General features: G+C 67.5%; 9 protein-coding genes. 8 read left to right on the top strand and 1 reads right to left on the bottom strand.

What is annotated here, in order from left to right:
* Positions 1 to 16: 16 nt before the first annotated feature.
* Positions 17 to 6,298 carry an Hpt domain-containing protein gene (locus tag ACOQFS_RS22600; RefSeq protein ID WP_421565048.1) on the top strand — a complete coding sequence of 2,094 codons (6,282 nt, stop codon included), beginning with the start codon at positions 17 to 19 and terminating at the stop codon, positions 6,296 to 6,298.
* A 100-nt stretch (positions 6,299 to 6,398) separates the two neighbouring features.
* Positions 6,399 to 7,589: a PilT/PilU family type 4a pilus ATPase gene (locus ACOQFS_RS22595; protein WP_421565047.1), complete on the top strand. Its 1,191-nt coding sequence runs from the start codon at positions 6,399 to 6,401 to the stop codon at positions 7,587 to 7,589.
* A gap of 58 nt (positions 7,590 to 7,647) precedes the next feature.
* Here ACOQFS_RS22595 and ACOQFS_RS22590 read toward each other — a convergent pair whose 3' ends face one another.
* The gene (locus ACOQFS_RS22590) at positions 7,648 to 9,135 is read right to left on the bottom strand and encodes a cryptochrome/photolyase family protein (RefSeq protein WP_421565046.1); all 1,488 of its coding nucleotides are present in this window, start codon (positions 9,133 to 9,135) and stop codon (positions 7,648 to 7,650) included.
* 21 nt (positions 9,136 to 9,156) lie between these two features.
* Here ACOQFS_RS22590 and ACOQFS_RS22585 point away from each other — a divergent pair, with 21 nt between their 5' ends.
* The 6 genes from ACOQFS_RS22585 to ACOQFS_RS22560 all read left to right on the top strand — a co-directional run bounded on the left by ACOQFS_RS22585 (position 9,157) and on the right by ACOQFS_RS22560 (position 13,836).
* Positions 9,157 to 9,756 (top strand): YqgE/AlgH family protein, encoded by a 600-nt coding sequence (locus ACOQFS_RS22585; protein ID WP_421565045.1) that lies wholly within the window; start codon positions 9,157 to 9,159, stop codon positions 9,754 to 9,756.
* Positions 9,753 to 10,184, top strand: a complete 432-nt coding sequence (gene ruvX / locus ACOQFS_RS22580) for a Holliday junction resolvase RuvX (RefSeq protein WP_421565044.1) — start codon at positions 9,753 to 9,755, stop codon at positions 10,182 to 10,184. The genes ACOQFS_RS22585 and ruvX overlap by 4 nt, the downstream gene beginning before the upstream one ends.
* Positions 10,181 to 10,714, top strand: coding sequence for a bifunctional pyr operon transcriptional regulator/uracil phosphoribosyltransferase PyrR (gene pyrR, locus ACOQFS_RS22575; RefSeq protein ID WP_421565043.1), 534 nt, complete (start codon positions 10,181 to 10,183; stop codon positions 10,712 to 10,714). Before ruvX ends, pyrR begins: the two co-directional genes overlap by 4 nt.
* Positions 10,715 to 10,726: 12 nt before the next feature.
* On the top strand, positions 10,727 to 11,689 hold the full coding sequence (locus tag ACOQFS_RS22570) for an aspartate carbamoyltransferase catalytic subunit (RefSeq protein ID WP_015015580.1): 963 nt from the start codon (positions 10,727 to 10,729) through the stop codon (positions 11,687 to 11,689).
* Between the two features lie 79 nt (positions 11,690 to 11,768).
* Positions 11,769 to 13,064, top strand: a complete 1,296-nt coding sequence (locus tag ACOQFS_RS22565) for a dihydroorotase (protein ID WP_421565042.1) — start codon at positions 11,769 to 11,771, stop codon at positions 13,062 to 13,064.
* A 34-nt stretch (positions 13,065 to 13,098) separates the two neighbouring features.
* A complete protein-coding gene (locus ACOQFS_RS22560; RefSeq protein ID WP_421565065.1) occupies positions 13,099 to 13,836 on the top strand; it encodes a lysophospholipid acyltransferase family protein in 738 nt (245 codons plus the stop codon).
* The last annotated feature ends 180 nt before the right edge of the window (positions 13,837 to 14,016 follow it).

Raw genomic sequence — 14,016 nt, 5'->3', positions numbered from 1 at the left:
AGCCGGGGACGAATCCATGTCATCCATTGATGTCAACAACGCACCGGCCGCAGATGGGAGCCAGGGAGAGCACGACCTGGGGCCGTTGGCGTGGGTGCTTGACGAACTGCGCAAGTCGCTGGACGGGGCCGTCAAGGCCATGCGGCGCTTTGTGCGCGATGCCGAAGCGGCGCGGGAATCCGATCTGGCCGCGCTGGATGCCGGCCCCCTGCGCATAGCGCGCCAACAGCTGCACCAGGCGTGCGGTGCGCTGGAAATGGTGGGCATGGGCCCGCCGGCGCTGGTGCTGCGGTCGATGGAAACAGCAGTGCAGAAGTTCGTGCAGCGCCCAGAGACCTGCAGCGACGATGCGGCTGCCGTGATCGAGCGCGCCAGCTTCGCGCTCATCGAGTACCTGGAGACGGTACTTGCCGGAAAGCCTGCCTCGCCGGTGGCCCTGTTCCCGCAGTACCGCGACGCGCAGGCCCTGGCTGGCGCCGATCGCGTTCATCCTGCCGATTTGTGGCCGGTCGAACGCCGCTTCCGTGAGCCGGAAGGCCATGTTGCCGCGCCCCCTTTGCCCTACGGGCCGGAAGCACGTGCACGACTGGACGCGGCGGTCCTGCGAATCGTCAAGACAGGCGATCTGAAAGCGGCCTTGAGCCTGCGCGACACCTGTCTGGGTTTTGTGGCTGCGCATTCCGACCGGCAGACGCGGTCGTTCTGGAAAATTTGCGCAGGCTTCTTCGAGGCCTTTGGCTCTGGCCTTTTGCCGGCCGACGTCTATGTGAAGCGCGTGGCCTCCCGCGTGCTGATGCAGTACGCGACCCTGGCCAAGGGCGATCCCACCATTGCAGATCGGCTGGTGCAGGATCTGTTGTTCTTCTGCTCGCAGGCCAAGCCCTCGGAGGCTGCGCAGCAGGGGTTGCCGTCGCTGCAGGCGGTGCGACAGGCGTTTGCGCTGGACCGCTTCAAGCCCGTGGACTACGAAACGGCGCGTTTTGGCCGTTTTGATCCCGCGCTGCTTCTGCAGGCGCGCAAGCGCATTGCGTCGGCCACGGAAACCTGGTCCGCCCTGGCAGGGGGCGACCGCAACAAGCTCAAGCCGGCCGCCGACCAGTTCAGCCTGGTGTGCGATTCGCTGCGCAAGCTGCATCCCGGCAGCGAAGGCCTGGCCCAGTCGCTGACACGCGCGCTGGATGCCACGACGCGCTCCGGCGAACCCCCCTCCGCTGCACTGGCCATGGAGGTTGCCACGTCGGTGCTGTACCTGCAGGCGGCGTTTGAAGAGCTGGACGCCGCCGATGGGGAAATGGCCGCGCGCGCCACACGCCTGGCCGAGCGCCTGGACGCCGTGGGCGCAGGTGCAGAGCCGGAACCGCTCGAGCAGTGGATGGAAGAGCTGTACCGCCGCGTCAGCGACAACCAGACCATGGGCAGCGTGGTGGACGAATTGCGCGCCACGCTGGGAGAAGTCGAGAAATCCCTCGACCAGTTCTTCCGCAACCCTCAGGACACGGCCGTGCTCGCCACGGTGCCGGGGCACCTTGCGCAAATGCGCGGAGTGCTCTCCGTGCTCGGCCTGGACCAGGCCTCGCTGGCCGTCGTGCGCATGCGCGACACGGTGGAACGCCTGCTCATCAACGAGGTGCCGGAAGACCAGCGCCAGGGCGTGTTCGAAAAGCTGGGCAACAGCCTGGGCGCCTTGGGCTTTCTCATCGACATGCTCAGCTACCAGCGCACCATGGCGCGCAAGCTGTTTGTCTACGATGAGGAGCTGGGCGAGCTGCGCATCCTGATGGGCAAGTCGCGTGCCCGTGCGTCCGACGCCGTGGACGAAGCCCCGACGAAGCTCGACGAGCGAGAAGGTCTTCCCCTTCCCGACGTGGTGCCGCGTTTCCCCGCGCCCGAGCCGGAGGGCGAACCCACGGACTTCGCGCCCTTCCCGGAATCCGCGTCGGCACCATCACCCACCCCTGTGGCTTCTGCGCACGACGAGCCTCAGGCGCTGGCGCCCGACATCTCGTTTGATGGAGCGCTGCCCGCCGCAGACACTGCGGCATCGCAGCCGACCGCTCCTTCTGCCGCAATGCCCGCACCGGTCGTCCGCCCCCTGGAAGTCGAGGATGAACTGCTCGATGTTTTCCTGGAGGAGGCGCGCGAGGTGGTGGTGACCGGCTTGGCTGCCATCGATCAGCTCAAAGACGAGCCCGGCAACCTCAGCGAACAGACGACACTGCGCCGCGCGTTCCACACGCTCAAGGGCAGTTCGCGCATGGTGGGCCTGAACGACTTCGGCGAAGCGGCCTGGTCGATGGAGCAATTGCTGAACGCCTGGCTGGCGGAGCAAAAGCCCATGCACCCCGAGCTGCTGCAGCTGTCGTCCGATGCGATGCGCGCATTCAGCCGGTGGGCTGACGACATCGCGGGCGGTACGGCGCAGGGCTGGAGCACGGATGCCTTCCGCAAGTCGGCGGACGCCATGCGTCTGGATGGCAAGCTGGTGCCCCTGGGTTTCGCGACCGACGGCGCTGCCGACTCGCCTGCGCAGCAAGCTGAGCCCATGCCGGAAGAGCCCATGGGCTCTGCGGATCGTGCCGATGCGGCCGACGATGTGGCGCTCGGCGTGGACGAGGGCGCGGAGCCCGTCGCTCAAGAGTCCCTGGATACGCCCGAACTCGCACAGGCTCTGGACGACGAACTCGCAGTGCCCGACTTTGAGATCACGCAGATTTCGGATGACGCACCTGAAGCGTCTGCAGACGCTGTGGCGACACCCGACATGGCCGAGGACATCGACTTCTCGGCCTTCGCGGCGGCAGTGAACGAGGCACCGAACGCATCCCCGGCCAACGACCCGGCCAGCGTGGACTATGTCCTGGACCTGGAGCTTCCGGACCTCGACGGCCATGAAGCCGCTGCGACGCCGACCGACGGGGCGTCATCGGCTGCGTCGGTCCCGGATGGTATGCCCGCCGACGAGGACGCTCCGTCCATGATGGCCACCGAGGCCATGGAGGTCTCCGAACTCGATCCGGCCACGCTCGCTGAACTCGAAAGCCTGCTGGACTCGCCCGATGAGGCGCAGGCGCCCGTTGCAGCGCCCGCAGAGCAGGATCCGGTGGCCTCCGTGGAGGATGCACTTGAAGCGTCCGCCGAACCTGCCGACGCAGCGGTCACTTCCGGACTGGAAGATATCCACGAGGCCTTGCCGCTGGAGGAGGGCGCAGGCGACGACGCGGTCAAGGTGATTGAATCCCTGCGCATCGGCATCCCGCTCTACAACGTCTACCTTAACGAGGCCGATGAATGGTCGCGGCGCCTCGTGACATGTCTGCAAGAGTGGTCGCTGGAGCTGCACCAGCCCGTGCCGGACACTGCCGTTGCACTGGCCCACTCTCTCGCCGGTAGTTCTGCCACGGTGGGCTTCACCGCATTGTCGGAACTGTCGCGGCTGCTGGAGCACGCCCTGCAGCATGTGCAGTTCCAATCGGGCGGCACCGACGAGCAGGCCCAGGCCTTTCTGGGCGCCGCTGAGGACATCCGGCGCTTGCTGCACCAGTTTGCAGCAGGCTTCCTCAAGGAGCCGAACCCTGAGGTGGTGGAGCAGCTGCGGCAGATTCTGGAAGCCGAAGTAGAAAACACGCTGTCGCCGCCCGAGGAAGAGGACGACCTGCCGTTCGAGTCGAAGGCTGCCGATGATGCGGTCGACATGGCGGTCGAACCTGAAGCCGCTGCTGCATTTGCAGAACCGGTGGTTGAATCCGTTGCGGATTCCGAGCCTGCGGCTTCGGCCGTGCAGCCGGGCCACGTTGCGCCGGCGCTTTCGGCTGTGGTGCATGACCACGATCGGCAAGTCGATGACGCCATTGCGCACGCTGTCGCGATGAGCACCGACGTGGACGATGACATCGATGCCATCGACGTCATCGACCCCGACCTGTTCCCCATCTTCGAGGAAGAAGCGGCAGAACTGCTGCCGCAGCTGGGAGGCGCGCTGCGCCAGTGGGCTTCGCGGCCGGACAACCTGGGCGCACGCAGCGAAGTGCTGCGCGCATTGCACACGCTCAAGGGCAGTTCCCGCCTGGCAGGGGCGATGCGCCTGGGCGAAATGGCCCACCGGCTCGAATCGGCCATCGAACAACTCGATGCCGAAGCCGTCACCGCCGACCAGATCGAGCCGTTGCAGGCCAGCTTCGACGGCCTGCAGGCCAATTTTGAAGCGCTGCGTGCCATTGGCCAGAGTCCAGCGGAAGCGACGGCGATCTCTTCGCCTGTGGACGACTCAGGCGCCGCAGGCGTTGCGCCCGATGCTGCAGAGGGCTCCACCGCGCCGGTGGGTGCAGTGCCCGCCGCCGATGCCGCTGCCCGGCCGGTCGCGCCTGCGGTGCGCATGGCGGTTCCTTCGCAACTGGCGCCACTGCGGGTGGCGGCGAGCCAGTCGGTGCGCGTGCGCGCCCAGTTGCTCGACCGTCTGGTGAACCAGGCCGGCGAAGTGCTGATCAGCCGCTCTCGCATGGATGTGCGCCTGGGCCAGTTCCGCAGCTCACTGACCGATCTTTCGGGCAACCTGGACCGGTTGCGCCAGCAGCTGCGCGATATCGAGGTGCAGGCCGAGTCCCAGATGCAGTCGCGCCTGGCCCTGTCCAAGGACTCCGCCGCCGGCTTTGATCCGCTGGAATTTGACCGTTTCACCCGCGTGCAGGAACTCACCCGCATGATGGCCGAGTCGGTCAACGACGTGGCCACCGTGCAGCGCAACCTGCAGCGTGCCATGGAAGGTGCCGAAGACGACCTGATTGCCCAGGGCCGCCAGGCGCGCGAACTGCAGCGCGATCTGCTGCGCACGCGCATGGTGGAGTTCGAAGGCATCTCCGAGCGGCTCTACGCCGTGGTCCGCCAGGCGTCCAAGGAAACCGGCAAGCAGATCAAGCTCGACATCACCGGGGGGTCCATCGAGATGGACCGCGGCGTGCTGGATCGCATGACCCCCGCGTTCGAACACTTGCTGCGCAACTGTGTTGCCCATGGCATCGAGGACCCGCAGGTGCGTACGGCCGCAGGCAAGCCAGCCTCCGGCATCATCACCATCGAACTGCACCACGAAGGCAACGACGTTTCGGTGGAGTTCCGTGACGATGGTGCGGGCCTGAACCTCCCCCGCATCCGCGAAAAGGCACGTGCGCAGGGCATCGTCGAACCGGACGCCGAGCTGACAGACGCCGAGGCCGCCAATCTGATTTTCATGCCTGGCTTCTCCACGGCCAGCGAGATCACCGGCCTCTCTGGCCGTGGGATCGGCATGGATGTGGTGCGCGCCGAGATCAACGCCCTGGGCGGACGCATCGAGACGTCCACCGAAGCTGGCAAGGGAGCCGCCTTCCGGATGGTGCTGCCACTGACCACGGCGGTGACGCAGGTGGTGATGCTGCGCGCTGGCGATCTGGCCATCGGTGTGCCTGCCAACGTGGTGGAAATCGTGCGGCGCACATCGGCGGCCGACCTGGACGAGGCGTACCGCAAGGGCGTGTTCGACGACGGCACCGAAGAGCTTCCCTTCTTCTGGTCGGGCGCTCTGTTGCAGGCGTCCGCCCGCAGCCACGAGCCCGGCGGCAAGACCCGCCCGGTGGTCATCTTCCGAAGCGCTTCGCAGCGCATTGCCCTGCACGTGGACGAAGTGCTGGGCAACCAGGAAGTGGTGGTGAAGAACCTGGGGCCACAGCTGTCGCGCCTGCCAGGCCTGGCAGGGATGTCCGTGCTGGCCTCCGGGGCCGTGGTGCTGATCTACAACCCCGTCGCTCTGGCAACGGTGTATGGCGAGCAGGTGCGCACCGCCAGCGTGGGCCTGCCGCCGGCCGCAGACACGGCGGACGTGGACGGTGGTTCGGGCGCAGGCAAGGCCGTGGTGTCTGCCCAGCTGATGGGCACCAGCCAGGTGCCGCTGGTGCTGGTGGTGGACGATTCGATCACCGTGCGCCGCGTGACGCAGCGCCTGCTGCAGCGCGAAGGCTACCGGGTTGCGCTGGCGGCCGACGGCCTGCAGGCGCTGGAACGTCTGCAGGAAGAGCGCCCGACGGTGGTGCTGTCCGACATCGAAATGCCGCGCATGGACGGCTTCGACCTGGCTCGCAACATTCGCGCCGACGGCGCACTGCGCGACCTGCCCATCATCATGATCACCTCGCGGATCGCCGAGAAGCACCGAGAGCATGCGATGGAGCTGGGTGTGAACCACTACCTGGGCAAGCCCTATTCGGACGAAGAACTGCTCAGCCTGATCCAGCACTACGCCCGACTGGCGGCACCCGCAGAGGTCTGACCGGACCTGGATGCACTCGCAAGACGCTCTCCCCGCAAGGGGCAGAGCGTTTTTTTCTTCCCTCCCGCACATTGCGCGCCTCAACCCAGAATCTGAGCTTATGGACTCCGTGAACCCACCGGGTGTTTCGCTGGAAGGCAACGCCCCCGCACCGTACGGCGACAGCCGCCTGCTTGCATGCCTGGCGCTGGTGGCGCGGGAGAAGGCTTCGGATCTGTTCCTGCTCGCAGGCGCTCCGCCCACGGTCAAGCGGCAAGGGGCTTTTCTGCCGATCAGCCAGCAGGTGCTGCGCGCGCAGGACATCCGCACCATGGCGTATTCCATCATGGGCAAGGCGCAGCACCATGAGTTCGAGTCCACCATGGAGTGCGACTTTTCCTATGCCACGGCAGAGGGCGACCGGTTCCGGGTCAACGTGCACCTGCAGCGCGGCCAGGTGGGCATGGTGATCCGCCATGTGGCAGGCAGCATTGCCTCGCTGGACGAGCTGGGCTTGCCCCAGGTGCTCAAGGACCTGGCGTTCCTCAAGGGGGGCTTGATCCTCACCGTGGGGTCTGCGGGGTCGGGCAAGACCACCACGCTGGCGGCGATGCTGGACCACCGCAATACCCACGCCAGCGGGCATATCCTCACCATTGAAGACCCGATCGAATACCTGCACCCGCACAAGAAATCGCTGATCACGCAGCGCGAGGTGGGGATCGACACACGCTCGTACGACGAGGCCCTGCGCCGCGCGATGCGCGAGGCCCCCAACGTGATCATGATCGGCGAAATCCGCGACCGGGCCACCATGCAGCACGCGCTGCACTACGCTGAATCCGGGCATCTGTGCGTGTCCACGCTGCACGCCCACAATGCCAACCAGGCGGTGCAGCGCATCCTGAACTTCTTTCCCGAACACGCGCACAAGCAATTGCAGATGGACCTGTCGCTCAACCTGCGCGGCGTCATTGCGCAACGGCTGATCAAAGGCGTGCAGGGCCGCCTGGTGCCGGCGACCGAAATCATGCTGCTGACCCCGTACGTGGCGGATCTGATCCAGAAGGGCCAGGTCGACGAGCTCAAGACTGCGATCACCCGCGGCACCGAGCAGGGCATGTGCAGCTTCGACCATTCGCTGTTCAAGCTGGTGGAGGCGGGCGCCATTTCGGCCGAGGACGCTATCGCCCACGCCGACAACCGCACGGACCTTTCGCTCAAGCTGCGCCTGGCGGCCGGGGGCACGCTCAGTGTGGATGGCATGAGCATGAGCGCGCGCCCGGCGGCGAGCGCGTCCAACGGCCGGTGACCGCCAGGGTGGTGCGGCCGGTGTGCCGTGCTGACCTGCCGCGCCGCCTTTCAGCCCCTCAGGGCGCAGTCCCGGCCTTCACCACGGCATAGCGCTCCAGGGTACGCCGGCGCGCCTCCTCGTGGTCCACCACCGGATGGGGGTAGGTCTCGCCCAGGCGCACACCCGCCTCCTGCAGCTCCAGCGGCCGGGCCCGCCAGGGCGCGTGCAGCGCTTTGGTGGGCAGCCCCGCCAGCTGGGGCAGGTAGCGCCGAATGAACTTCCCCTCGGGGTCGAACTTCTCGCTCTGGCTCACGGGGTTGAAGATGCGGAAATACGGCTGGGCATCGCAGCCGCTTGAGCTGGCCCACTGCCAGCCGCCGTTGTTGGCGGCCAGGTCGAAGTCGTTGAGCTGCGTGGCGAAGTAGGCCTCGCCCCGCCGCCAGTCCAGCCCCAGGTCCTTCACCAGAAAGCTGGCCACCACCATGCGCAGGCGGTTGTGCATATAGCCGGTCTGATTGATCTGCGTCATGGCGGCGTCGACCAGCGGGTAGCCCGTGCGGCCCTCGCACCATGCGGCGAACAGCGCATCGGCCTCGGGGCCCGTCTCCCACTGGATGGCGTCGTACGCGGGCTTGAAGCTGTGCCCCACCACATGGGGGTGGTGGTGCAGGATCTGGAAGTAGAAGTCGCGCCAGATGAGCTCGCTGAGCCAGGTGGTGGCGCCCGGGTTTCCCTCGCACATCAGCCCATGGGCGGTGCGCGCCAGCAGGCGCGGCGAGATGGTGCCAAACCGCAGGTGCACGCTCAGGTAGCTCGGGCCCTTGACCGCAGGAAAGTCGCGTGTCTCACCATAGCGCGCGATGCGGCCCAGAAAATCGTCCAGCAGCTGCCGGGCACCGCTGGCCCCGGTGGGGATGCGCAGTGTGGCCAGCCCTGCGGGCTCGAAACCCAGCGATGCCAGGCTGGGCACCGGCTGGCGGCAGCCGGGGGGGCGCGGCGCAAGGTGTCGCGCATGCCGCTCCACCGGGTAGCTCGACAGCTGGAACGCATCCACCTTCTTGAGCCACGCATTCTTGTAGGGCGTGAACACGCTGTAGGGGCTGCCCGTCTGCGTCAGCACTTCGCTGCGCTCCAGCACAGTGTGGTCCTTGCTGGTGTGGAAAGCGCGGCCTGCCTTGGCGAGCCGCGTGCGCACCTCGCTGTCTCTCTCAAGCGCCTCGGGCTCGTCATCGTGGTTGGCAAACACCGCGTGCGCACCCAGCTCCTCCGCCAGTGCGGGAATGGCGCTGCGCGCGGCGGCGTGCCGCACGATCAGGCCGCCATCGGGGTGGCTGCAGAGCGCGCCCATCGATGCGTGCAGCTCCACCAGCGACTCGCGGATGAATTCCACACGCCGGTCCGCCCGGGGCAGCCCGTCCAGAATGTCGGTATCGAACACAAAAACGCAATGCACCTGTGCGCATTGCGTGAGCGCGTGGTACAGGGCGGCATGGTCCTCCACGCGCAGGTCGCGGCGGAACCAGACGAGGCCGCAGGGGTAGGCAGGCGCGGGGGAGGGGGGCATGTTCACCGTTAAAATTGCGGGATGTCTCTCGATTCTGCGCCCATCAACCTGACGCATCACTTCCTGATCGCGATGCCCGGCCTGGAAGATGAGTCTTTTGCGCGCAGCGTCGTTTACCTGTGCGAGCACAGCGAGCGCGGTGCCCTCGGCCTCATCATCAACAAGCCCACGGACATCACCCTGAAGGGCCTTTTCGACAAGGTGGACCTCTCCCTTCGCCGTGAAGACCTCACGCGCGAGCCCGTGTTCCAGGGCGGCCCGGTGCAGACCGAGCGTGGCTTCGTGCTGCACGAGCCCATGCTGATCGACAAGGCGGAGGCCGACGAATCGGCCTACGCGTCCACCATGACCATTCCGGGCGGGCTGGAGATGACGACCTCCAAGGACGTGCTGGAAGCACTGTCCACCGGCGCCGGCCCGCGCCGCGTGCTGATCACGCTGGGCTACTCCTCGTGGGGCGAGGGCCAGCTGGAGTCCGAGCTGGCCGAGAACGCGTGGCTTACCGTGGCGGCCGACCTCTCCGTGATCTTTGACACCCCCGTGCCCGAGCGTTACGACCGGGCCTTGTCGCTGCTGGGCCTCCAGGCCTGGATGCTGTCGCCCGAGGCGGGGCACGCATGACCGGCGTGCCCGCCCAGCCACCCCAGCAGCCAGCCGTTCCTGCGCATTTCCAGACCTTTCTTGCTTTTGACTTTGGCCAGAAGCGCACCGGCGTGGCCACGGGCAACCGCATGCTGCGCAGTGCCACGCCGCAGCGCACCATCCAGGCCGAGGGCGACGCCCGGTTTGCCCAGGTGGCCGAGCGCATCAAGGAATGGCAGCCCGACGCCCTGGTGATCGGCGTGCCTTACCACCCCGACGGCGCGAGCCATGAAAACACCCAGCGCGCGCTCAAGTTCGGCCGCCAGCTGCGCGGCCGGTTCGGCTTGCAGGTGTTCGAGGTGGACGAACGCTACAGCACCACCGAGGCCATTGCCGGTGGTGCCAAGGATGCAGACGCCGCATCGGCCTGCATCATCCTGGAACAGTTTTTGAGGAGTCTCCCATGAGCACCCCCCCACCCGCTTCCCCCGCAACGTCCGGCAACCTGGTGCTGGATGCCGAGGCGCTGTACCGTGAGCTGCTGCGCGGCGTGCGCAGCATGCTCACCCCCACCACGCGCCTGGCAGGCATTGCCTCGGGCGGTGCCTGGCTGGCCGAGCGCCTGCAAATGGACCTGGGGCTGGAAGGCCCCGCGGGCGTGCTGTCGTCCGCCATGCACCGCGATGATTTCGCGCAGCGCGGGCTGGCCAACAGCGCGCAGACGGCGTTGCCGTTCGATGTGAACGGCGCCGACGTGCTGGTGCTGGACGACGTGCTCTACACCGGCCGCACGATGCGCGCTGTGCTCAATGAGCTGTTCGACTATGGCCGCCCCGCCAGCGTGCGCCTGGCCGTGCTGGTGGACCGGGGCGGGCGCGAGTTGCCCGTGCAGGCCGACTTTGCCGCCGCCCGCGTGGCCCTGCCCGTCTCGCACTCGCTGGCCCTCGCGCGGGGCGACAGCGGCACGTTCCAGTTCCAAGTCCAGGACAAAGATTAAAGAGGCCCGACCGTGCTGCACAAGCGCAATCCCCAACTCAACAAGAACGGCGAGCTGATCCACCTGCTGTCCATCGAAGGGCTGCCGCGCGACATCGTCACGCACATCCTCGACACCGCCGCCAACTTCGTGTCGGTGAACGACCGCGAAGTGAAGAAGGTGCCCCTGCTGCGCGGCAAGAGCGTGTTCAACCTGTTCTTCGAGAACAGCACGCGCACCCGCACCACCTTCGAGATCGCGGCCAAGCGCCTCTCGGCCGACGTGATCAACCTCGACATCGCGCGCAGCTCGGCCAGCAAGGGCGAATCGCTGCTCGACACCATCGCCAACCTGAGCGCGATGGCGGCGGACCTGTTCGTGGTGCGGCACAGCGAATCGGGCGCGCCCTACCTCATCGCCCAGCATGTGGCGCCCCATGTGCACGTGATCAATGCGGGCGACGGCCGGCATGCCCACCCCACGCAGGGGCTCTTGGACATGTACACCATCCGCCACTACAAGAAGGATTTCTCCAACCTCACGGTGGCCATCGTGGGCGACGTGCTGCACTCGCGCGTGGCGCGCTCCGACATCCACGGCCTCACCACGCTGGGCTGTGCCGAAGTGCGTGTGGTGGGCCCGCGCACGCTGGTGCCATCCGACATGGCGCAGATGGGCGTGCGCGTGTGCCACACGCTCGAAGAAGGCATCAAGGATGCCGACGTGGTCATCATGCTGCGCCTGCAGAACGAGCGCATGAGCGGCGCGCTGCTGCCGTCCAGCCAGGAATACTTCAAGAGCTTCGGCCTCACGCAGGAGAAACTGCAGCTGGCCAAGCCCGACGCCATCGTCATGCACCCCGGCCCCATCAACCGCGGCGTGGAGATCGACTCCGCCGTGGTCGATGGCAAGCAAAGCGTGATCCTGCCGCAGGTCACTTTTGGCATTGCGGTGCGCATGGCGGTCATGTCCATCGTGGCGGGGAACGAGGCGTGATCTGGCGCACGAATGCTCCTATTTTTATAGCTTTCAGCGCTTGTCCAGTAAGCGCTGACGGCCAATTTGGCTTGAAATCATGAAAATCCTGATCCAGAACGGCCGCGTCATCGACCCCGCCTCGGGCTTCGATCAGACCTGCGACATCGCCATCGCTGCGGGCCGCATCGTGGGCGTCAACCGTGTGCCGCCCGACTTCGCGCCCAAGCGCGTGGTGGACGCGTCGGGCTGCATCGTGCTGCCCGGGCTTGTGGACCTGGCCGCGCGCCTGCGCGAGCCCGGCCACGAGCACGAGGGCATGCTCGAGTCCGAAATGGCGGCCGCCGTGGCCGGGGGCGTGACCAGCCTGGTTTGCCCGCCCGACACCGACCCCGTGCTCGACGAGCCCGGCCTGGTGGAGATGCTCAAGTTCCGCGCTGAGAAGCTGCACCAGGCGCGCCTCTTCCCGCTGGGCGCGCTCACGCGCAATCTGGCTGGCGAAGTGCTGACCGAGATGGCCGAACTCACCGAGTCCGGCTGCGTGGGCTTTGGCCAGGCCGAGGTGCCGCTGGCCAGCACGCAGGTGCTGCAGCGCGCGCTGCAGTACGCCGCCACCTATGGCTACACCGTGTGGCTGCGCCCGCAGGAGATGCACCTGGGCAAGGGCGTGGCGGCCAGCGGCCCGCTGGCCACGCGGCTCGGCCTGTCGGGCGTGCCGGTGGCGGCCGAGACGATTGCGCTGCACACCATCTTCGAGCTGCTCAAGACCACCGGCGCCCGCGTGCACCTGTGCCGCATCAGCAGCGCCGCTGGCGTGCAGCTGGTGCGCCAGGCCAAGGCCGAAGGCCTCAAGGTGACGGCGGATGTGAGCATCAACTCGCTGCACTTGACTGACGTGGACATCGGCTTCTTCGACCCGCGCGCGCGCCTGTCGCCGCCGCTGCGTCAGCAGCGAGACCGCGACGCGCTGAACGCCGCGCTGGCCGATGGCACCCTGGACGCACTGGTGTCCGACCACACCCCGGTGGACGAAGACGCCAAGACCCTGCCCTTTGCCGAGGCCGAGCCCGGCGCCACGGGTCTGGAGCTCTTGCTCTCGCTCGCCCTCAAGTGGTCGCAGGACAGCGGCGTGCCGCTGGTGCGCGCCCTGGCCGTGGTCACCAGCGAGCCCGCGCGCGTGCTGGGCAACGCGCTGGGCACCCTGCAGGCCAGCGTGGGGCAGGTCGTGGAAGGCGGCGTGGGCGATATCTGCGTCTTCGACCCCGGGGCCGCGTGGACGGTGCAGGACAGCGCCTTGCGCAGCCAGGGCAAGCACACCCCGTTTTCGGGTTACGAGCTGCCGGGCCGCGTGCGCATGACCGTGGTGGGCGGCCAGATCGCCTTCGACGGCGCCTGAACGGGCGCTGCCACCTCACACGTCCGGCATGGCGATGAGACTGTTGCGCGCCACGGGCCGCCTGCTGCGCATGCTGGCGCACATCGCGCGGGGCGTGTGGATCGTCGCGCTGCGGTTCCCGGCGCTGTCGCCCGACCAGCAGCACGCCCATGTGCAGGCATGGTCGATGCAGCTGCTGGCGCACGCCGGCATCCACCTGCGCATTCAGGGCCAGCCACCCGTCACCGGGCCGGTGATGCTGGTGGCCAACCACCTTTCCTGGCTGGATATTCCCGTGATGCACGCGGCCCGCCACTGCCGCTTCGTGTCCAAGGCCGACGTGCAGGGCTGGCCCATCATCGGCGCGCTGGCCACGGCGGCCGGCACGCTCTACATTGAGCGCAGTTCGCGCCGCGACGCGCTGCGCATGGTGAAGACCATGCAGGAGGCGCTGCAGCGCGGCGAAGTGCTGGCCGTGTTCCCCGAAGGCACCACGGGTGACGGGCGCGAGATGCTGCCCTTCCACGCCAACCTGCTGCAGGCCGCAGTGGCCGCCAATGCCCCGGTGCAGCCCGTGGGCCTGCGGTTCGTGGACCGCGCCACGGGCGCCACCAGCTTCGCACCCAGCTACATCGGTGACGAGACGCTGGTGGGCTCCATCTGGCGCACTCTCAGCGCGCCGGCCATCGAAGCGGTGGTGCACTACGGCGAGACCGAGCTGCCTGCGGGCCGCGACCGCCGCAGCTTCACGCACGACCTGCACGCCAGGGTCGACCAGTTGCGCCGCGGCTGACGCCTACCGTGGGCGTCTGCCGGCGGTGTGCGTGGGGCCCTGTCCGACGCTGGCGGCGTGCACCGCGCTGGAGACTGAGGTCCAGGAGTCTGCGCGGTAGAAGGCATCGAAGCGAAACGTGCGAGAGCGGTTTCTCGTGCGTTCCAGCCGATGGGCCTTCTGCCACGCAGACTCCGAGCC

The sequence above is a fragment of the Paracidovorax sp. MALMAid1276 genome (assembly GCF_049198005.1).
Taxonomy (GTDB): domain Bacteria; phylum Pseudomonadota; class Gammaproteobacteria; order Burkholderiales; family Burkholderiaceae_C; genus Acidovorax.
This window is presented reverse-complemented; position numbering and strand designations above follow the sequence as displayed.